This window comes from Ruminococcus sp. FMBCY1 (genome assembly GCF_023921805.1).
Classification (GTDB): Bacteria; Bacillota; Clostridia; order Oscillospirales; family Acutalibacteraceae; genus Ruminococcoides; species Ruminococcoides intestinale_A.
In genome coordinates this window covers 358296-379703 of sequence record NZ_CP074197.1, presented here as the reverse complement: position 1 = coordinate 379703, position 21408 = coordinate 358296, and the positions used below count along the sequence as shown (strand labels likewise).

Genomic DNA, 21408 nt, shown 5'->3' with positions numbered 1-21408 from the left:
AGGGTGAGTAATCGAGAAAATTATCGTGATAATTATTTAAAATCCAATATGGATAGATTTATAGTCAATCTTAATTGTGGCGTTGTTTTGTCTGATTTAATTTAAAATCCAATATGGATAGATTTATAGAATCCCTGCAATGACGAAATTTCATATACAGAAGAAATTTAAAATCCAATATGGATAGATTTATAGCAAACAACAAACGAACTTACACGCAAGGGCAATATATTTAAAATCCAATATGGATAGATTTATAGCCGTTGAGGAATTACCACCAACATTTTGAAAAATTGTATTTAAAATCCAATATGGATAGATTTATAGGGCTATAATATACTGCGTCGGCATATAATACTCGTTATTTAAAATCCAATATGGATAGATTTATAGATTATTGCCTGCCAAAATACTTAAACCATTATAATATTTAAAATCCAATATGGATAGATTTATAGAATCCGCTTGAACAATTAGAATTTTTAAAAATTCTAATTTAAAATCCAATATGGATAGATTTATAGGCGCCGCCGAAGAACCAACCAAGAAATGCACCGAGCGATTTAAAATCCAATATGGATAGATTTATAGTTTTGTTTAATGTTTCACTTGAAACATCAATTTGTTAATTTAAAATCCAATATGGATAGATTTATAGACTTGTTGATAATCTGTTTACTGACTTGAAAAATTTATTTAAAATCCAATATGGATAGATTTATAGATTCCAAATGCGGACGAAACGGAAAAATACAACAAAGATTTAAAATCCAATATGGATAGATTTATAGTGTCAGGCTTTTGCTCTAAATGTATGGGAGAGCGCAATTTAAAATCCAATATGGATAGATTTATAGCGTTTTAACACTTTAACACACTAAAATATATTATATATTTAAAATCCAATATGGATAGATTTATAGAAAGCAGTAAGTGTTTGGAGGTATATAAATGAGAGTTTTATTTAAAATCCAATATGGATAGATTTATAGCCGTGGGATAAAATGATAAGTAATCATCGGCATTTTTCTGTGCTGTTTTGTCGATATACCAAATATTTATCAAATATTACTGCCATTTCAATATATCAAAAGCAACTATACCGATGATTACTTGATTTTTAGGTTCTGTCAACCTGCCGGGGGTTTTGTGCTATGTCAGGTCGACAATAAAAGCGTTACAAAAAATTTGATGTTTTATCATCCGTTTTTCCAAGAAAATCTTTATTCATCCACCGTTCTTCACGGGTATGAAACATTATTACCGAATCCTTGTCTTTTCTGATATAAACATCAAGTTCTTTTTGCAAAGCAAGTGAGTTTGCTTTACTTAAGTTTCCTTCAAAAACAGAGTTTTGAATATGTACAAGATATTTTTTGCAAATCTTAAATACCTTTGGAAGTATTTTTCTGCCTTTTTCATCACATATTATATCATATACAAGAATTACATACAATATTTACCACCACATTTCAAAGCCTTTATATTCTTTTTCTCCTATAATGTGCTTTATCAGTTTATAAAGTTCAAGTCTGATTAAGAATTGATAAGAAACATTTTTATTAAGTTCTTTGTGAAAAATAGTTGTCTTTAATTTTTCGTCAAATTCAGATGTAATTATTCGTGACGCTCTTTCGGTAAGCTGCAAACCGTTAAGTCCTTCTACAAAACTGCTTTCTGTTATTTGTTTTCGATTAAGCAAAGAAAAGATCAGACGATCCGCAATCAGCGGTTTGAAAATTTCCGAAACATCAAGTGCAAGAGAATATCGCCTTGTACCCGGCTGATGAAGATAGCTTATTGTAGGATTAAGTTGGGTTTTATAAATTTCCGCCAGAGTTTTTGTATATACAAGAGAATTGACATATGAAATAAGGCTGTTAATCATATTGTCGGCAGGATGATAAACTCTTTTATCAAATTCAATATTCTGATCAATAATTACATTCCACGCTTTGTAATATTCCTGTCGAATATTACCTTCAATTCCCATCAACTCTTCTATGGTTTCTACATCTGCAAGTTTCCTCCTCAAATTTTCAATAGCAGCCATTTGCTCTGACACATTCTTGCCTCTGCCGTTGTAGTATCTTAAGTTTCTGTAAATATTATAAGACGCAGCAACTATAAATTCTCTTGCTATTGATAATCTGTTTGAATAGTCGCCGTAAGCAAGCACTTGCTTAACCAAAAGCTGACCTGCAAGTTTTGTTTCCTTTGGGCAAAAACTTCCTATGTAAAATTGATAGTAATTGAAGAAATGTACAAGTATTCCGTATTTTGAAAATAAGTTCAGCAATTTAGATGTAACCGTTATTTCATTCATAATATAAATTTCTTTAATATTTTCTATCGGAAGATCTTTTACATTTCCGTCAATTGCAGTAAATCTTAATGTGTTGTCTTTTTGAGTTAAATTGCCTGACGAATATATGTAATAACTTTCCTGCATTTTATCACCTCAAATACAGCACAAATCATAGTAAGCACATGATTTGCAAATTCTTTTACTTTTAAATTTTGGCGGCAAAGCAGCCGATATAATTTTTACTATATCAGCTGCCGCACTTTCAAGCTCTCTTTCATCTTCTTCGCTAAGTTCAACATTAAGACTTTGCTTTAGCAAAGGATAATCAATTCTGCCTTTTATTCCCTCTACCCCACGCTTTTTCAGATAATAAAGATAGTATTTAAGTTGAGCAATACCCGCTTCCTCTATCTTTCTGCTTTTCTTTACCTCATGTAAAAGTTTATGCTCGGTAATAAAATCAATATTGATTGTGTTGTCGATCATAATATGTTTTTTCTTTTGCTTATAAGTGGTTTCATCTATAAGTTTTCCGATTTTGACATTTTCGTTTTCACTTTCCATTGCCAAACCGTTTGAAAAATACCACAGCTTTCTTTTACAAACATAGTAATAATAAATATGCATACCCGAAATATTATTTTCGTCCATAATCATACCTCATATAAAATTATCAGGTTCTCCGTTATCATCAGATTTATCTTGCTTTTTGGTTTTCTTTTCCTTATCAAATCTGATGCCGCATTCGGAATCATAACTGCTGTTAATAACAGGTAATTCAGTATATGGCATTTTTAATTTTTTTATTTCGTAATCGTCTATTCTGAATTTAGGTACGGAAACCGTGAAACCAAGTATTTCTTCGTTTGCTTTAAGTTTATCATCTCTTGAATAAGTATCTGATTTTAAAACTTCCAAAGCTTTTTCTATGGCACTCTCATTTTGATTATAAACATCAATCGGCACAGCGTCACTTCTGTCAATACTTCTTATTCCATCTTTTTTAAGAGAGAGATAATCGACATTTTCTTTATAATATTTATAAATTTTACGATATTCTTGAAAATATTTTGATTTTTCGATTTTTTCAACCGAAAGGTACTCATCTATAAGTTCTTTTTTAAGAACTTCAGAGATAATTCCGTCAACGCTTAAAATCGCCTGTTTTGACAACGAATGAATAGCATCGTCAACGAAACGATGTGCATTACCTTGAATTTCAGTAAATACAAAACAATTGTAAGATGAAAAGTCTTTATTACCCTTTCTGTTTACTCTTCCAAAGCGTTGGAACAGGGAAAATAAATCCGATAACTCGGTAATAAGAATATCAAAATCAATGTCAAGACTTGCTTCGACTACGGATGTTGAAATCCATATTTCAGGTATATTCATACTTTCGTTAGTTTTTTCAGAGGCTGCCAAAATCGCATTTTCTTTAGTTTTTCTGTCATTTTTTGTAAAATTGGAATGAAACAGATTTACACTTGCGTTAATATCCGAATTTTTTATTTCGGTGTACATCTTATTTGCAATATCAATTGAATTGCAAACGACAAGATATTTTTTTACTTTATCGCATATTGTATCATCAAATATTTTTATAATATCGTCAGACTGCAAGTTTTTTTCATATACTTTTACATTATGCCTTAGCTTACCTTTATCAGAAAAATCGGATGTTTTTACATCTGTTCCGAGTATTTTTTCAATCTCGTTTCTTACAAACGGAGGCAAAGTTGCGGTAATTACAGCCACTTTACCACCCAAAGTATGAATCATCTCAATTGCATAAATAATTGCAGCCAAAACATCAGGTGAATACATCTGTATCTCATCAATAATAAACTTTGAATATGACGCTACCGCAAGTTTGTATTCATAACCTGCATATTTCAATGCAAAGTCAAATATCTGATCAGGCGTACAAATTGTAATCGGAAGTGCAAGCTGTTTACTGCATTGTGCATACGCAAAATCATAATTTTTTCCGCTAATTATTGAATCTTCCAAATAATAGGATTTCATATCGGAGTGAACAAGTGCCACTCTTTCCTTGTAATCTTCTTGCGAATTATCTCCGCAAAGTTTTTTAATTCTTTCGTACATCGCATTGATAGCTGTTTTTAACGGCAAAACGAAAAAGCATTTATTGTCCCCGCACCAAAGCAATCCCGCCTCGGTTTTGCCCATACCTGTAGGTGCTGTTACAATTAAATTGCTGTCGGTATTTTTAATGCAAAATTCTTGCAATTCATTGTAATGTATATTTCGGGCATTTTTCCAATTGTTTAAAGAATCAGTCAAAAAATCGTTGACCTTTTCGCAGTCAAGACCTGCACTTGCACTGTAATCACATTTATGTAAAAGACCTTTTAATAAAACAGCGTATTGTTTTTCTTCATCAGAAAGTTCGGTTTCAAATAAAGCTTTGATTTTCTTAATATTTCTCTTCATTTTATTGTAAGAGTTTGTATCAAAGCCAAATTCAGCAAGGAATTTTTCTATAAGCTCACGGTTTTCTTTAAACACTGTAACAGGAGAGTCTTTGTTATAGTGATGATAAAGCACAGCAAAATATACGCTTATAGGTTTTATACATTCTGATTTATCAATAAAAAAAGTCGAAAGTATACTGTGTGGAATTTCTTGTTCAGGTTGAAAATTTCCGCCTTTAGTAATTCTTTTTTGAAATTGAGAATTTGCCTTACCGTTATCATGTTTTAAACACGAAACAAGTAAATCAGAGTATAAATCATCAGATTTTATATAGCCGAGCTTATAGAGCAGTTTTGCCTGCTCTATAAGCTCATTTGAATGTTGTCCGATTGTTTTGTCGGGTTTTGCAAGTTTATCTTCTATATTCATTACAAATACCTCAAGCTAAAAACACTGAATATATACCGTTCTCGGTTTTGTCAAGCATTATGCCTTTACAACCGTTTTCAATATAGTTAAGTTGACAGAAAATAATAGGTACACGATTAAACACTCGTTTTCTCATACCGCCCTTTAACTGCACAGTTTTGTAATCCTTTGGCATTAAATATTTTGTACCGCCTGTGTATCCGCCTTCCGTTTTTGAAATTATATCCATATCGTCTTTATTAATTTCGAGATACTCGACAGGCATATAAACATCAAAATCAGCTTCTCCGTAATCGACATCTTCGTCAACATCAAAAAGCTCTGTTTGAGCACACTCAAGCACTTCTACAAAATCCTCTCCTCTGCCGATTGCAGTAAGATTTCCGATATTATCCATAATATCATTCATAGTATTTTCATCTGCAACTATATGAATGATAAGTTCAATATCGCAGAGAAGTTCATAATACTTAGGGCCTTTTGCAAGCGTTCTGAAATGGGAATACGGAATAGTATACTTTACCTTTTCGTACTCATCATACACAGCCTTTATATGCTTAATACGCTTATCAAAATCTTTTACTTCTTCGGCAGAAATATTTTCATCGGCTTTCATTTCTTTGAGCCGAGTTTTCATTTTATTAATGATTTTTTTATGCTTGTCGATTCTGCGTTTTGTATGCTTTAAAAAGCGGTATTCTTCAAGCAATTTTTCATTAATTACATTAATTGTAATGCCTTTTTCAAAGCTGTTTCCTTGAGCCTTTTGTGCAGTAGCCACAACCTGATATGCACTTGAAAGCATATCGGGATTTTTCATTTTCACAAGCAAATTTCTGTCATCATTAAGACTGTTAAGAAAACAATCGTCCTTATACATTTTTGTTTTTAGAGAACCGTACTTTCCCTGTACGCTTACTTGCATAGGATGATAAGATGTATAACCGCAAGCCTTATGAAGTGCTCCGATAACAGTTGAATACGGCGGTAAAGGAAATGTCATACGGTTTTGTACAGTTTCTTCTTTTTTGTAATTTGCACTGTTTTGTTTTATATGAAGTCTAATTGCTTTCATATTAATTCCGCCTTACTCCGAAAAATACTCTTTAACCTGACCTCTGAGATTTTCAAAAAATTCTGTCATACTTACAGGATTAAGTTCTCTTACAATTTCGTCCTCATTTGAAAGCTCGCCGTTACGCATAAGTGCACAACTGTAACCTTGAGCAAGTTTTTCCTTAATCGGCTCTATAATAAGTCTTTTGCCTGAAACAGAAACAGCATTTTCAAAAATATGTGTTTTTCTCGGCGAAAGACCGCCTACCACAAAAATCGGCTCTGCGTTATCAAGATTTCCTTTAACAACAAGTGAAAGATTTTCTACTGCGTCAATAAGAGCAATTACTCTTTCACACTTTTCGGCGTTATCTGCCTCTGCACTAAAGTTTTCGTCCTTACCGATTTTTTCAAGGTCAATTGTAAGACTGTAAATTTTAGATGACTTATCATATTCATACTGATAAGGCATAAGACCGCAATCCTTTGCATTGTTTTGAACATTTAAACCGTGTGCCATAGCATAATTGGTTGCAAGGTAAAGGTTATTGTGAAAACGGGCATCATTAATAAACGGCTCTGTAGCAACAGCGTCTGTAAGATAGAAAGAACTGTTACGGATGTATGTAACATCTTTTGTTGACATATATCCACCCTCAAGCGCACGGCAGGTTGCGGCATTTACATCTTCATTAACAAGTTTCTGCATTGCTCCGTCGATTGATGTCTGTAAATCATCATAAAAACCCGACTGAACACAGATAGCGTTTTTAAGGCTCTCACGACTTCTTGTAGCGTACTCTTTTCCGCCTCTGAATACCTTTTGTACACTTGAAATATTACCGAGGCTTTCGCCGTAGTTGCTTGTCATATTTGCGATTACAGTTAATGTTAATGCTTTATTTTTCATAATAAAATCTCCTTTATATTAGTTATTTTTTGGGCTTACTTCAATTAATGCGCTTGCAAAAGCAAATGCAAGATCTTTATTTTCTTCCGCATTTTCAAGAAATGTATAGAAAAATGAAAATTCCATTCCGACATAAGCAGACAAACTAAGTATAATCTCTTTTGCTCTGTCGTAATCATGTGCGCAAAGAGCACTGATTATTTTTTGCTTATATGAATTAATTTTATTACTGCTTTTCATTTCAATTAGTTTTTGGGAAGTTAAAAATCCACAACTTTTTGCTGACTTAATTTCATCCATAATTTCATTTCCTTTCCAAGATACATTTATGTCTATTAGCATATCAGTTCTGCTTTTTATATAGCCTTTAACGGCATTATCATCAAAATAAAACTTAAGCATCATTAAAATTACATCGTCAAGCAACACATTGTTAAGACAACGCATATAAACTTCTTTCTCAAGATTAAACCAATAATCATCATTGATTTTTTTGACAAAGTTTAATGATTTTCCCGATAATTCTCTTAACTTTTTTAATCTTTCAAGTCGTACAAAGAATGTTTCGTAATAAGCCTTATCCTGTGATTTTGATATAATTTCAACATCATAGCTTATATAATCCTTTGAGTTTTGCAAAACAAGCATTAGTTTGTTTTTGTCATCTTTATTTTCTGTACTGCTAAGTTGATTTGAAAAAGCATAGTTTGTTTGAGTTAAAGACTTAACAGAAAAATTGTTATTCACAAAATAAGTTTCTCTCATATCAGAATTTGAAAAAGCAAACGGTATAAAATCAAATTCTAAAATATCATTGCTCTCAAAACTTTCCTTTGAAAAACAAAAGCCGAGATTACTTGTTTTTCTGTCTTTGTCAACATTGTAGCCTCTAAGTCTGCAAGTGCTGTTATCTTCGGTAAAAATAAGTCGTTCATTGCAGTAATTCTTATAAAGGTTATTGCCGTTTTTAAAGATATTCTTTATAATTTCCGCCCTGTTTTCTTCAATGGTTGAAATAAAAATATCTTTATTTGTTCCATTAAATTTTATTTTGTCAAATAGCCCTTTAAGAACTGTTTTGCTCTTAACAAGGTCATTTACCAATTTAATTTGTTCTTCACTGAATTCTTGACTTTCGAGAATGTTTAAAATATTTTTGTGAGTCATATATTTTTCAAAATAGTTCTCTGCAAACTCAAGATATTTTTCTTCTGTTATATCTTCACTTTTGTAAATAATACCGTCAAAGCCGTGGAGATAATTATCGGGCTTTTCTTCAACATCACAGAGGACTTTGTAATCAATTCCAAAGTAATCAAAATATTTACATAAACCGACAACGGCTGCTGCAAACCTCCAATCGGTAGGCTGCAGCAAAGTGTCATAATCAAAGTAATCAATCTTTGTTTTCATTAATTCGGTTCACCTCCCTCCGATAAAAGCTCGGCAAAGCCAAATCCTGCGGATTTTCGTGAACCTATACCGCTTTTCAGCAGATAATTAATAACCGATTTATCGGCATTAATACTAAAACTGCCTAAACTGCATTCAATGTAGTTTTTGTAGTGATAAACCACTGTTTTTTTTGCGTTTAACGGTTTAATTTCAAACTTTGAAATTAACTTTTCATCAAAACCGCTTTCAACAAGCTGCTCTTTAATTACCTGTTTTGCAATCTCCGTAAAATCCGGATTTGCAACCGAAATATACCTATCCGAATTATTCTCGGCTTTATGTAATCTGATACACAAAGGGCTAAGCATTTTCACAACAGCGGATGATGAAGTAACATTTTTTTCCGGCACAAGATTAACACTGACAAGTTTCATTTCGTTGCCGAGCGGAGCGGGAATCGGCTTGTCCTTTTGCTTTATAAAAGCAGACATAAAAATACATCCCGTATTATAGTCAGCTGTTGAAAAAGTAATGTTTAGTTGATTTTTCCCGAGTTGAATTTCCGTTTTAGAAAACTTCGGCATAGGCAGATTCACCGCAAAAGTAAAATTTCTGCGTTCCGGTGTAAAATAATATTTTTCATAATATTTTCCCTCGGCAATATCTGACAGTGACCGTTTAAAAAACGAAAGCATAATTCGTCGATAATCAATCGGCAGCTTATTGTTTTGCAAATAAAATCGCAATAAGATTTTCATATTTACCTCCATTTATTATTTTAATAGTATTAGATTTTGTTATTAGAGTTATGATATTTCACAACTCTAATTACAGTATAGCGTTCACAATTTTGTTTGTCAATACCTAATATATATTTTCTAAGAAAAATTTTTATAAATAAGCTTATAAATACATTTATTTTTATAAATTTAGTACATTTGATATTTACAATTAATTATGATATAATTTAATAAATCTTTCCAAAATGGATTTTAAATAATATTTATTTACACCACCTTTTTAATCTATCCAAATTGGATTTTGTCTTTACCATACTCTTTTGTCAAGGTGAACCCGTGGTATTTCTCGTTTTTTCCTCAAAAATCCGAACTTCACTTTGGCAATTTAGGTTTGTCTTTACCATATTATAACATTTTCACTGTACCATAATCCGTACTTTGAATTTGATTTATAAAAAAGATAAAAGGCTCTCGATAAAAATTCGAGGGCCTTTGATTTTTAAAATCATATTTCGTTATATATGTTGGAGTATCGTTAAACTTAGAGTTTAATATAAAACAGTTGAAATTTTCTTAAAAATTTTATAATCTGAAATTAACGCTTGACAAATATTATCTGTAATGATATAATATTATTTGTTACAGAGATAAGCGGATGTAGTTTAGTGGTAGAACTTCAGCCTTCCAAGCTGATCGTGTGGGTTCGATTCCCATCATCCGCTCCACAAAAGGTGCTGTAAAGAAACAGCATATTAAAAAGCCGAGATTCACGAAAAAGTGAGTCTCGGTGTTTTTTTGCTTGCATTGCTGAATATTGTATTCGGGCAATAATTGGTCGTTACCCTTATTTGCATTGGCAGTTATCTTTGTTCCGTCTATGTAGATATGCGACATATCCTGCTTTCCTTAACAGCAAGGTGTTTATTTAGAGCAATATGATGAAAAACCTCGTTAAATGTATATACCGGGTCAGAAATTTCTATTATTTTTTTAATTTCAGGTTATAATTTTAATTGATACGGTGTATAATGCACCTTGTTGATGTGGTTTTTCATTGATAGTAAATTATATCACAAAAACGACTGCATTCCTACCTTTCGGTTAGAATGCAGTCGTTTTTTATTTGGGCTGTTTTTTACAGCTCCTTTTCTTAAAGGTCGCCTTCAAGTCCCGTTATTAATTTACTTGTAAAACAAAAAAACAGATTAACAAAAAGCTAATCTGTTTTTATGGTGCGAGTGACGGAGTGAAAAAAATAAGTACACTTTCTGCCTCGTTTGATACGGCTTGTTAAATTTATAAATATCATCAACGCTCTCCCTAAAAACAGTCCACCGGACTGTTTTCTTAACGGTCGCCTTCAAGTCCCGTTATTAATTTACTTGTAAAACAAAAAAAACAGATTAACAAAAAGCTAATCTGTTTTTATGGTGCGAGTGACGGAGTGAAAAAAAATAAGTACACTTTCTGCCTCGTTTGATACGGCTTGTTAAATTTATAAATATCATCAACGCTCTCCCTAAAAACAGTCCACCGGACTGTTTTCTTAACGGTCGCCTTCAAGTCCCGTTATCAATTTGCTTGTAAAACAAAAAACAGACTAACAAAAAAAGTTAATCCGTTTCTTATGGTGCGAGTGTTCATATAGGATTTGGCGAAATACAGTTTTACCGATAGTCGAACATCATATTCAAACAATAATCCGCACATTCGTAATTTTATTTTGTTTTTCGTATAATGAACTTACTGAAATCAAGGAGGTTTTAATATGAAAACAATTTTTGAAAATAGCGGTGGTACTTATACGCAGGTCGGCGATTATTTATTGCCTAATCTTTCGTTACCGGCGGAAGAAAAAGAAACAAATATCGGCGTTTAGGCAATGAGGCATAAACGATATTTGAAGCAAAGTCATAAGGTGCGTTACTACAATTTGCTGACAAGCGGTAAGCTCGATTTATATCTTGCTGACATCGAAGAACAGGCTCAAAATCTTTTTTCTCGGTTGGTAAAAGACATTGCCGAAAAAGAAAATGTTACAGAAAAATTGAAATCGGATAACGCAATGTTATGGGTGCAAAAGATGAACAATATCCGCAATCGAGCAACGGAAATTGTGAACGAGCAAGTAATATATAACTAAAAACAAGGCACAACTTACGGAGAAAAATCCAGTAGGCTGTGCCTTAATTTCATTTGTTCGATTAAAATGTATAATCTTAGCAAGCAGACCATTTGGATATCCAAACGATAGCTTGCCCGCTTTTCACACAATCTCAGCGAGCAGACCAATTAAGGACAGGTTGTCCAAATCGGTTGCTTTCGCTTTGTTGTGAAACAAGCTGTGTGTTCGGACAGCTACACTACCAAACACCTCGTTAGGGACGCCCTAAGACCTACACAAACAAAAACATTTAATAACTATTACTGAATTTCTCTTATAAGACCTTCAATAATATTTCTGGCATATTTTCGCTGCAATTTGCTGTGGTATGCTTGATTATAATAGTTCCTGAGACAATTATAGCATGATGTGTTTTCATCACAACACGGTTGAGACACCTTATCATGAGCAGCTTTAAGTGAATCTATCACAGCATCTTTACTTGTTAGACGTTTAACATGACCCGCACCGCCGGGAACATTATCGTAGATTAAAACATCATAACTATGTAAATCTAAATTCGGTTCAATTATTCCGTCAATATCATTTCTGTCTACTTCTAATGCATTGCTTATACCTTCAAGGAATGCATACATAAAGGATAAAGCAGCCGCATAATCCCATGCCGTGGATGATGACAAAGACGGTATTTTAAAACGAGCAACATCGGTTTGAAAACGATGTCCTAATTTTATCTGTTCTAATTCCTCGCAACTACAATCAAATTGCCTATAATTCTTATGTTTGCGTGATGTTATCATAGATGTAGTATTTCCTTTAATGATTTCACTATATCCACATTCCGGACACATATAAAAAGCTGATTTGTTCATTATAAGTAATTCGTCATTTGTACTGGTTTCTATTTCGATGGCATCACCAATGTGGATATGAACATCATCTTTTATTCCTCCGCCTATATAGGATATTTCGCCGGAATACGAGCGCTTCGGTTTCATTCTTGTGCTTTCTTTTGTGTCTCCTGTTTTAAAGCCATATATCGGCTCTATATAAAATTCAGCTTTTTCAGCTTTGAGAGATTGACCACAGTATTTACACTCGTCAATAGTTCTTTCACTAACAAAAACATTTACTTTCTTACAGTTTGGACAAACACAAAAATAATGCTTTGGAAATTGTTCACCCTTGGGTAATGTAATATACTTTGAAGTATATTTTTTCTTGTCAACAATTATTTCTGAATCAGGTGCATATTCTGAAATTGCAATTTTGAGATCTCTACTTAAATCATATTTTGTGTCAATTTTGCCTTTTTGATTGTAAATTTGAAGTTCAACCAAATCTACAGGAAAACCGTATTTGGGTATTACGCTATACTTTGACAGAGAACTGATCATATCCAATTTATGTAATTTTTCAATTTGTGTTTTATAATAGTCTGCTTCTTTATAGTTTTCTTCTCTTAACGCTTCCTCCTGAGCTTTTTTATATTCATCTACAGTTTCTTTTATCGCATCTGCAAAGTGTTGTAATTTTTCATCGTTTCCACCCATATCATCAAACCATTTAAAATTATGATATTCGGCATATTGTTGACCAGGAAGAACCCGTTCATTTATATATCGATTTAAATCGCTTGGACGGCTTGATATAAATTCGTTGAAGCATTCAATTCCTTCTCCGAAGACGAATTCGTCGATATTTTTAAAATAATTTGGATGTTTACGGAAGAAAAATCCCAAACACGCAGCCATAAGATGCCTCAATATGATCTTGTGGTTAACTACATTAAAATATGGCGGTTTGATTACGCCGCTAATCATTTTCTCGGGTTCGCAGAAATATGTATAATCATGTGAACTTGTTCCGCAATAGGTAAGGATATATGCCGCACTATCCTTTCTTCGTCCTGCACGACCTGCTCTTTGAACATAGTTTGCCGGTAGTGGCGGGACATTTCTCAAAAATACAGTTTCCAAATTGCCAATATCAATTCCCATTTCAAATGTTGTTGAACAAGAAAGAATATTAATTTTTTTATTCTTAAAATTTTGTTGATATTGTTTTGCTATTTTGCGCTCGAGCTGAGCCGTGTGTTCTTTAATTACAATACTTTCAATTTTTTTATTTTTGTACTGATTTCTATAATAATTTGAAGCTAATATTTCATCCGGATTTATTTCTCTGAGTTCACCGTCGCACTTGTCATGAACGCATTTTCCGTGTACATTGTACGGAGTAAGCCTTTTGCATTTTGAGCAGATGTAATACGGTGATGTTTTATAGTTTTTTACGATATACTTGCTTACATTTATTTGATACCATTCTTTAGAATTATGATTCTTTAGAATACCACCTTTTACAGCCAAATTATTAAATATTACATACAAAATTTCTTTTGCAATTCCTTCGTCACATTCACAAACCTTTTGGACATAGCGAACAACCATATTGTCTTTTGCTTTGACAGGTAAGAAGCTCCTCACGTTGTTCAATGCTCTTGGACATTCATACATTATATAATTGTCAAAGCGCCTATAATCCAAACTTTCTCTTTTTTCTTCCGGACTAAGAGAAGATTTAACGTAATCAATAGCCGGAGTGGTTTTGAATATGCCGAGCACCACTTGCATTATATTTTCTAAGTCTTTTTTTGTGATATGATATTGACCAAATTCAGCGGCGACATCATCTTCAGAAACTTGTGAAAATATATCACTTAAATCTAAGTCGAAATAATATAACCCCAATCCTTCACTGTCATAAGAGCCATCGACTTTTAATAGATCTACAAGAACAGAAATCCACGCATTCTTATTTGCTTCCATATCGTTTGGAAACAAATCTTGTTCTTTAATCATTTTTGATAATCGGGCTACTAATTCGTCAACTGTTATATTTTTATAATTGTTTTCCTTTATGATTTCCCAAATCAGTCTTTTTTGTAACATTCTTGTATGGTTAGAATCAAAAAATGTTGCAAAAAAGCTTGCTTGCTGGCGGCTGTCAGAAAAAGCTAAAAATTGTTTGATGTTATTTTTCCTGTTTTCGGTTACCGATTTATCTTTGATTTTTAAAGATATTTTGGGTGCTTTTTTTGCTTGGATTTCACAGTCATCAATAGCCTCATAAAGAGTTTGAGCTATCAACGCAGTACCTTCGTCCTTTCCAAGACTAAGGCTTTTTACTATTCCCGAATGACTTTTGTGACCGCAGCAAGGGCATTGATTGATATTATTATAAGCAATCTCATTTCCATCATCGTTCGTTTGAGTTACTCGATAAATTGAACGAATAAAATTCTTATCACAGGAACACTGTCTTGCGTTCAAGTTGTTTGATATATGAATCGCTCCGCATTTTGAACAAACTTTGAATTCCTCCAGAGCCTCGCTATCAATTTCGGAATCTGTAATATTGTCCATTAAAAAATAATCTAAGCTGACTGATTCGTTGTTTCCATAATTCTCATATATGTCGATTTCTTTATTTTGTATGAGATAGTCTATTCCATCAGAAGAGTTTTTATAAATTTTCCCAATAATATAAGGAGAACTGCAATAACGACAGTTACCCAATTCAAAAGCCTTAAAACCATCAATTATATTTGTCTTTGTTAAACTTAAATTGGGGTTTTCTCCTAAAGTTACATAAGCACCCGACAAAGGGCGAACGAATGAATGATATTTTAAATCGAATAAACCAATCCCATTTTTTTCAGATTGGTTGATTAGATCTATTAAATCCACAAGTTGTGCTGACGATAACGTGCCGTTAAATTCTTTGAGAATTGTGTTAACAGCTTTACTTCCGTTTTTTAATGATTTATATAAATCATATACATGTCTGTCATGAACAAGTAATTCATATAAATATTCATGTATGTCAGCAGTTTCTATATTACAATATGTGGATGCCACTTTTGCAATGGCATTCAAATCATTTTTAGCATTTTTAATAAGTTGATAGTCAGAGCCTGATATTGTATATTTTACAAGATCCTCTCTAAGAGGTATTCTCTTTGAAAATATAATATCTTGGATGCTAAAGTCAGAAGATGTTAAATTATGGGCGAACTCAATAATTTCATTTTCTGATTTACCCTTTTCACCCAATGTTGCACTCGTAAGAATAAAGCGAGGTTTTTTCGGTGCGAAACCAGTGAGCCTTCGCATAAGAAGGGACAATTCTATCCCTAATGCACCATGATATGTATGGGCTTCGTCTAATATAACAAATTTCCAATTGTTTAATCTTTCAGGCGTAAAAATTGCATAGTCATTAGGCCTAATCAACAAGTATTCCAACATTGAGTAATTTGTAAACAGTAAATGCGGTGGATTATTACGAATTTCTTCTCGTGAAATAAGCTCGTTTTCAGGTATAACAATATTATTTTCTTCAGCATGTTTTACTCGATAGTTTTTCGAGACGGTTTCTTCAGTGTCACCTGTAAAAAAGCCATATGTTATATCAGGAAAATCAGCAAGTATTTTTCTTACTCGTTCTATTTGGTCATTAAGAAGTGCATTCATAGGATATAAGAATATTGCTCTTATTCCAATTTCTTGATTCCCTATTTCTATATCATTCGTAAGTTCATTTAATATAGGCAAGAGAAAGCTTTCGGTTTTTCCCGAACCCGTACCGGTTGTAATAACTGCATTATGACCGGAGCAAATATGACGAATGGCCTCTTCTTGGTGAGAATATAATGGTCGTTCAAAGTCAATGTCACCGAGTTTTTTGAAAGTTTGGCATACAACACCTTCACTGATTAGCTCATTTAAATTCTTACCTCGTTTGAAAGGAAGATTCAAGTCAACATACGGACCTTTGAATAAGTCCTCATCATCCAACTGCTTTTCGAACAAAGATTGAAGACGGTCTGACTCAAATTGAAAAGAAGACCTTAGATATTCCTTGTATCGGTTATTGATATATTCCGAACGTTCAATCGGATTTCTTTTACTCATAATTTTTCTCCTCATGTACTGCTATACTATATGAAAAAATGTCTATGGCGGCACTGTCATCCATAGTGTTTTTTATTCCGTGATGTTCAAAATCCATAAGTAGACCATCTCCGTCTTTTGTAACAGAAAGCTCAATTATTCCATCTATTACATCACTGCACATTTCAACCTCAACAGGATTTATGTTGTCAAGCATATATGCTCCCCTAAGTGTTTTTGCATAAACTTCCCCAATAAAATTATCATTATTGATCATATTCACAAATTTTATATATGTAGTATTGAAAGAATATTTTTTTCTGACGAAATTCCCTTGTATTAGTTGATCAAAATACACATTTTTAATTTTAAATGCTCGTCCGATAAAATCTTCTCTGGCATATATTGTTTGTTTATAAGTTGCAAGAGCTTTATCTTTTTTTAATGTAAGCCCTTTTTCTTTCTCATAGAAAGTTATTGTGTATTCCACAAATGACATTAAATTCTCAACTTGAATTGTTACATTGTTTTTTACAAATTGACTTTGATAGACATCTCTATTATCAGCAGTAATCGTAAAAAAGACATTTCCTTTTCCGTGAAATTTTGGCGTAATGTCAAGAGACTTACTGTTGGTATTGTATATAAGCGATGTTTTATTTGTGTCTATTATACATTTGTTATAACACCATAATGCATTTTTAGTTATACCATTAACTAAAAAGAGAATAGATATATAATCATAATTTGTTTTATACGAATTTAAAAATCCCACTTTAACACGGTGATATATAGCACCGGTTTCAAATTTAGGCGTTTCGTCAATATACATGCCGGTAGACGTAAGCATTGATATAGCATCATATTTGAAATTATAAATTTCTATAACACTGTCAGATCTAATGTCGCCAATCCAAATATCATCCTTAAATGACAGCCATTGACCGCCGTCGATTCTATACATATCCATCTCAAACGGAATAAAATAGTTGTATTTTTTGTCATCATAAGTGATACACAACCAGTTATCATTAAAATCTGAAATAGTGATTTCTTTTAAAATAGATTCGGACGTTAAAGAAGACCCTACATATACCAAATATGATTCTGCATCTATTTTATCAACTTCTGCTTCTAATTCATTATCAATTGCAAAATGACACTCAAAAATTTTATTTCTTTTTCCGTTAGCCCACCCATATATCTCGGACATATATACACCGGGTGACATGTCTTCTATATTAACAGATAATTTTGAGCTTGTTTCACCTTTTATAATGTTCTGTTTAAATTCCTCCTGTTTTTGAATTTGACCATTAACTATAAAATCGAATCTTGAATATTTATTCTCGCATTCGAATTTCAAAGATTTTACTTGTCTATAAACGGGAATTTTTCTATCACTGCCTTCTTCTGTAAGAAAATGGTTATCATATAACTCACCTATAACACCAAGTTTTAACAGTGATGAAAAATTAAATACAACATCGCCAATTGTGATTGTATCTCCGGCTTTTACTATTTTATGACTAAGATAAAAGTCATTATCAGAGTCTTTTATACAAAACGTTGCTACTCCGGAATAGTCTGTATTGTTCTTGATTTCATTTCCGTTTTCATCAAAAACAAAATAATCTCTAAAAAGCTGATTTTTGCTACTATAAATCACATCTGAGTTTGACATAAGCATATACGTAATTTCGCCAAAAGGATTATTTAAGCGTATCTTACTCGGAGTCACTCGGTATCCACCTATAATTTCTCTAATATCCGGCGAATAGTTAGAATAAATTTCTTCATCACCGTTTTTTAAAATAATATAAATATCTCTGTAATCATAGATGGCTTTAATTCTGTGAATTGGTGGTACCATATAAATTTCGTTATTTGCTAAAATATATATCGGCTCCCAGCGTGAGCGGAAATCAGAACTTTTTCGAATCTTGTTTTTCTCTTTTTTCTCTTTAATTTTAGAAGTCCATTTTTCATAACCTAATTTTAAGTAAGGATTTTTAACAATAAATTCGTTGCCCCACACTCGTTTGTCGATAATTTCAGCAACTTTCATGCTTAACTCAATTACACTATTAGTATCGTTTGAATTTGTTATTAGTTGTTTTGTTGACTTAATTAGTTTGTACGATTTTTTCGTGACATTAATTTGAATATCGTCATCATCTAAAAGCATATTTGAGCGCAAACTATCGAATATAAATTTGAAATCTTCATACAATTCCTCCTTATCATCGGAAATGCTATATTCTAGATTTAATTTGTAAATATCGTAAATGAAATCAAAAAACGACGGCAAAAACGCATTTGGAACAATTGCGTTTGTTAAAACAGTATTGATTATGCGTGAGTTGCTTTTAATATCATTTTCAGTTCTGAACTTGCTCAAAATTGAACGAATTCGTCCTTCTATCTTTTGCGACGAAAATTCCTCATATAACGAGGCATAGACACATCTGACATGATCATAAAAATTGCCATCATAATACATCATAGCAATTAAAACCAGTGAAATAAATATAATTTCCGAACCGGATGCATATGTATCGGAATGCGAGGCTAAATCATTATATAATTTTTCTTCTGCTTGTCGGTGAATTTCGTCAATTATATCAGTTGCATTTGGATCATCTAATAAATTCATCAATTCCAATCCAATATTGGCTCTTTCATTTACTTGGTTTTTGAGGTGTTTGATTTTAATTTGGACATGATTATCAATACTATCTGTATATTTATCAAATAACATATAATCACACTTCCTCCCCGTTAAGCTATGTTGATGTCAATTTGCGAAAAGATGTTAATTATTATTTATATACTTATATAGTCATTATAATATAATATTTGACTTTTTTCAATGTTCTACACCAACAGGTAAGTTTATTAAGGTTTTAGGGTGTCCCTAAAGAGCAAAATTACCGTTTGGATATACAAATGGTCTGCTCGCTAAGATTGAACATTCGATATTGGATTCTCATCACCAATAATCTTTACAAATAAAAATCAAGGCACAGCTTACGGAGAAAAATCCGTTGGCTGTGTCTTTTTCTTTTTGCCTATTAAAATTGAATACCAAATTCAAACTAACTTTTCCCCTTCGATTTGATAAATCGGAGGGATTTTTTTCTCTTCGGAGGGGTACAAAACGGCTCTCCCGGTTTAAACAAGTGAGTGGGTAAGTAAAATTTTTTGAAAATTAGGAAAATGGGTGTGCATTTCGTCACCCTTTGTCCAAATGAGTAGAGAGGTAAATGTTAAAAAATATAAATTTTTCAAAAACACCCCCCAAAAAAGCGTTCCCAGTTCTAACAAGTGAAGGGGTAATAAAAAAATATTGGTCAAAGGGTTAATTTTTGCCCGTTTTCGTTGCCTACCAAGTGAGAGGTGAAAATTTATTTGCAAATAGGGGTGCAAAATGCCTCTCCCGGTTCAAACAAGTGAAGGGAGTTTTTACAATGCCGAGATTATCAAAGAAAGCAAAACAAGAATGGGATTTTTTCATAAATCTCGAAACAGGCAGACGAACATACAACAGCCTTTGTCTTAAATGCAAAAACAAATGCAAGCAGAGCCACAAGGCAATCGTTGTTTTTTGTCCGAAATACAAATCCAAAAGAGGGGCAAAAAGCATTAAAAATCGCCGTGAATATGACGACAGCGGTTAATTTGATATAGCGATACTTGTTTTCAATAAAATGTCGATACAAAAGAAAAAATTATCAATTTCGGCACCAAATCAATACAGAAACAGATGTGTAAAGCAAAGATAAATCGATGATTAAAAACAAAACGGAGAGCAGCCGTATAAATATATAGCTTTTACTTTCCGATAAAGAGAATTTATTAAGAAGGGATATATTATGATTCAAAACAAAGTTTACACAAGAGAAGAAATGAGAGAGGAACATATCATTACCTCCGACTACAAATTTATTGATAAAGAGGGCGAATACTTCGCAAAGTTAATAATGCGAGCAGAGGCAAGCCGAAATATGATGCGACTTTTTCTTCGGCTAAGTGACGGAAGAAAAATAATCACACCGGTATTTTGGTGGCAGAGTTATCTTGGCTTTTACGAAATAGATAACGGAACAAATTTAAGATTGATTTATGAGAAAAACCATAAGGGTATTTCCCTCAAAAAAGTTGAAATATTAAAGGAGGCAGAAAAATGATAAAAAACATAAGTATAGATTTGCTTGTTCCCTTTGAAAATCATCCGTTTAAGGAAAGAAGCGGGATTGAGCAACAAGAATTAACAGAAAGTATAAAAGAAAACGGATTGCTTGAACCGATAATAGTTCGTTCTTTTCCGGCGGGTAAATATGAAATTATCAGCGGACACAGACGAGTTGAAGCCTGCAAAGCGTTAGGGATAACAAGCATACCCGTGACAATAAAAGAACTTACAAAAGATGAGGCAACAATCGCAATGGTGGATTCAAACATACACCGAGAACATATATTGCCAAGCGAAAAAGCCTTTGCATACAAAATGAAATCAGAAGCTTTGAAAGATCAAGGCAAAGCTTCGTGCCAACTTGGCACAAAGATAAGAACAGACGAAAAGATTGCAGAAACCGCCGATGACAGTGCAAGACAAATACAGCGATATATCCGCCTGACATACTTAATACCCGAATTACTTAAACTTGTTGACGAAGAAAGAATAGCCTTTACTCCTGCGGTTGAACTTTCATATCTGTCGGAATACGAACAGCAAATATTGCTTGAACAAATCGAATTTACCGACGCTACGCCGTCATTATCGCAGGCACAAAGATTAAGAAAATTCAGTAAAGACGGCAACTTTTTCGTCGATACGGTTTTTGCCGTTCTCAATGAAGAAAAGCCAAATCAAAAAGAGCAAGTGCGAATATCCGTAGATAAGCTGCGTGATGTCTTGCCAAAAGGTTTGGATAAACAAAAGACCGAAGATTTCATAATTAAAGCTTGCGAGCATTACAGAAAATATTTAATCCGACAGCGTGATAGGGAGAGATGATATGAAAAAGCAAATAACAAATTCAGTTTGG

The 21408-nt window shown here is 32.8% G+C and carries 13 protein-coding genes, 1 tRNA gene, 1 pseudogene and 1 CRISPR repeat array (1 of these 16 cut by a window edge); of the genes and pseudogenes, 5 read left to right on the top strand and 10 right to left on the bottom strand.

The window, feature by feature from the left end; translation table 11 throughout:
- A CRISPR array of direct repeats spans window positions 1-992; the repeat unit is 29 nt; unit sequence TTTAAAATCCAATATGGATAGATTTATAG (it extends 4770 nt beyond the left edge of the window).
- A 185-nt stretch (window positions 993-1177) separates the two neighbouring features.
- The 8 genes from cas2 to cas6 are packed head-to-tail and all read right to left on the bottom strand — an operon-like array spanning window position 1178 to window position 9295.
- Window positions 1178-1456, bottom strand: coding sequence for a CRISPR-associated endonuclease Cas2 (gene cas2 / locus KGF34_RS01715; RefSeq protein ID WP_022234509.1), 279 nt, complete (start codon window positions 1454-1456; stop codon window positions 1178-1180).
- A gap of 3 nt (window positions 1457-1459) precedes the next feature.
- A complete protein-coding gene (gene cas1b / locus KGF34_RS01710) occupies window positions 1460-2452 on the bottom strand; it encodes a type I-B CRISPR-associated endonuclease Cas1b (RefSeq protein WP_022234508.1) in 993 nt (330 codons plus the stop codon).
- A gap of 9 nt (window positions 2453-2461) precedes the next feature.
- Complete coding sequence (gene cas4 / locus KGF34_RS01705; protein ID WP_022234507.1) at window positions 2462-2959, bottom strand: CRISPR-associated protein Cas4; 498 nt, start codon at window positions 2957-2959, stop codon at window positions 2462-2464.
- Between the two features lie 9 nt (window positions 2960-2968).
- Window positions 2969-5176 (bottom strand): CRISPR-associated helicase Cas3', encoded by a 2208-nt coding sequence (gene cas3 / locus KGF34_RS01700; RefSeq protein ID WP_252559624.1) that lies wholly within the window; start codon window positions 5174-5176, stop codon window positions 2969-2971.
- 10 nt (window positions 5177-5186) lie between these two features.
- Window positions 5187-6251, bottom strand: coding sequence for a CRISPR-associated protein Cas5 (cas5, locus tag KGF34_RS01695; protein ID WP_252559623.1), 1065 nt, complete (start codon window positions 6249-6251; stop codon window positions 5187-5189).
- 12 nt (window positions 6252-6263) lie between these two features.
- Complete coding sequence (gene cas7i / locus KGF34_RS01690) at window positions 6264-7142, bottom strand: type I-B CRISPR-associated protein Cas7/Cst2/DevR (RefSeq protein WP_252559622.1); 879 nt, start codon at window positions 7140-7142, stop codon at window positions 6264-6266.
- 18 nt (window positions 7143-7160) lie between these two features.
- On the bottom strand, window positions 7161-8555 hold the full coding sequence (gene cas8a1, locus KGF34_RS01685) for a type I CRISPR-associated protein Cas8a1/Csx8 (protein WP_252559621.1): 1395 nt from the start codon (window positions 8553-8555) through the stop codon (window positions 7161-7163).
- On the bottom strand, window positions 8555-9295 hold the full coding sequence (cas6, locus tag KGF34_RS01680) for a CRISPR-associated endoribonuclease Cas6 (RefSeq protein ID WP_252559620.1): 741 nt from the start codon (window positions 9293-9295) through the stop codon (window positions 8555-8557). Before cas6 ends, cas8a1 begins: the two co-directional genes overlap by 1 nt.
- Window positions 9296-9928: 633 nt before the next feature.
- On the opposite strand from cas6, the gene KGF34_RS01675 reads away from it, so the two are divergent.
- Both KGF34_RS01675 and KGF34_RS01670 read left to right on the top strand, forming a co-directional pair.
- Window positions 9929-10002 (top strand) — tRNA-Gly (locus tag KGF34_RS01675).
- Between the two features lie 1043 nt (window positions 10003-11045).
- Window positions 11046-11420 (top strand): annotated as a pseudogene (locus KGF34_RS01670) (TnpV protein).
- A 281-nt stretch (window positions 11421-11701) separates the two neighbouring features.
- Here the strand turns inward: KGF34_RS01670 and KGF34_RS01665 are convergent.
- Together KGF34_RS01665 and KGF34_RS01660 are read right to left on the bottom strand one after the other, a co-directional pair.
- Complete coding sequence (locus KGF34_RS01665; protein WP_252559619.1) at window positions 11702-16378, bottom strand: DEAD/DEAH box helicase; 4677 nt, start codon at window positions 16376-16378, stop codon at window positions 11702-11704.
- Entirely contained in the window at window positions 16371-19118 is a 2748-nt protein-coding gene (locus KGF34_RS01660) for a hypothetical protein (RefSeq protein WP_252559618.1), read from the bottom strand. The genes KGF34_RS01665 and KGF34_RS01660 overlap by 8 nt, the downstream gene beginning before the upstream one ends.
- 709 nt (window positions 19119-19827) lie before the next feature.
- Here KGF34_RS01660 and KGF34_RS01655 point away from each other — a divergent pair.
- From KGF34_RS01655 to KGF34_RS01645, 3 genes are all read left to right on the top strand, one after another.
- Window positions 19828-20037 (top strand): hypothetical protein, encoded by a 210-nt coding sequence (locus KGF34_RS01655; protein WP_252559617.1) that lies wholly within the window; start codon window positions 19828-19830, stop codon window positions 20035-20037.
- Window positions 20038-20232: 195 nt separating this feature from the next.
- A complete protein-coding gene (locus KGF34_RS01650; protein ID WP_195411059.1) occupies window positions 20233-20547 on the top strand; it encodes a hypothetical protein in 315 nt (104 codons plus the stop codon).
- Window positions 20544-21377, top strand: a complete 834-nt coding sequence (locus KGF34_RS01645) for a ParB/RepB/Spo0J family partition protein (RefSeq protein WP_252559616.1) — start codon at window positions 20544-20546, stop codon at window positions 21375-21377. Before KGF34_RS01650 ends, KGF34_RS01645 begins: the two co-directional genes overlap by 4 nt.
- The last annotated feature ends 31 nt before the right edge of the window (window positions 21378-21408 follow it).

Excerpts from the sequence above, each read along its gene's own strand:
- cas8a1 (WP_252559621.1), bottom strand. The coding sequence starts at position 8,555 with ATGAAAACAAAGATTGATTACTTTGATTATGACACTTTGCTGCAGCCT.
- cas1b (WP_022234508.1), bottom strand. The coding sequence starts at position 2,452 with ATGCAGGAAAGTTATTACATATATTCGTCAGGCAATTTAACTCAAAAA.
- cas7i (WP_252559622.1), bottom strand. The coding sequence starts at position 7,142 with ATGAAAAATAAAGCATTAACATTAACTGTAATCGCAAATATGACAAGC.
- KGF34_RS01655 (WP_252559617.1), top strand. The coding sequence starts at position 19,828 with ATGCCGAGATTATCAAAGAAAGCAAAACAAGAATGGGATTTTTTCATA.
- KGF34_RS01645 (WP_252559616.1), top strand. The coding sequence starts at position 20,544 with ATGATAAAAAACATAAGTATAGATTTGCTTGTTCCCTTTGAAAATCAT.
- cas3 (WP_252559624.1), bottom strand. The coding sequence starts at position 5,176 with ATGAATATAGAAGATAAACTTGCAAAACCCGACAAAACAATCGGACAA.
- KGF34_RS01650 (WP_195411059.1), top strand. The coding sequence starts at position 20,233 with ATGATTCAAAACAAAGTTTACACAAGAGAAGAAATGAGAGAGGAACAT.
- KGF34_RS01665 (WP_252559619.1), bottom strand. The coding sequence starts at position 16,378 with ATGAGTAAAAGAAATCCGATTGAACGTTCGGAATATATCAATAACCGA.
- cas5 (WP_252559623.1), bottom strand. The coding sequence starts at position 6,251 with ATGAAAGCAATTAGACTTCATATAAAACAAAACAGTGCAAATTACAAA.
- cas6 (WP_252559620.1), bottom strand. The coding sequence starts at position 9,295 with ATGAAAATCTTATTGCGATTTTATTTGCAAAACAATAAGCTGCCGATT.
- KGF34_RS01660 (WP_252559618.1), bottom strand. The coding sequence starts at position 19,118 with ATGTTATTTGATAAATATACAGATAGTATTGATAATCATGTCCAAATT.
- cas4 (WP_022234507.1), bottom strand. The coding sequence starts at position 2,959 with ATGGACGAAAATAATATTTCGGGTATGCATATTTATTATTACTATGTT.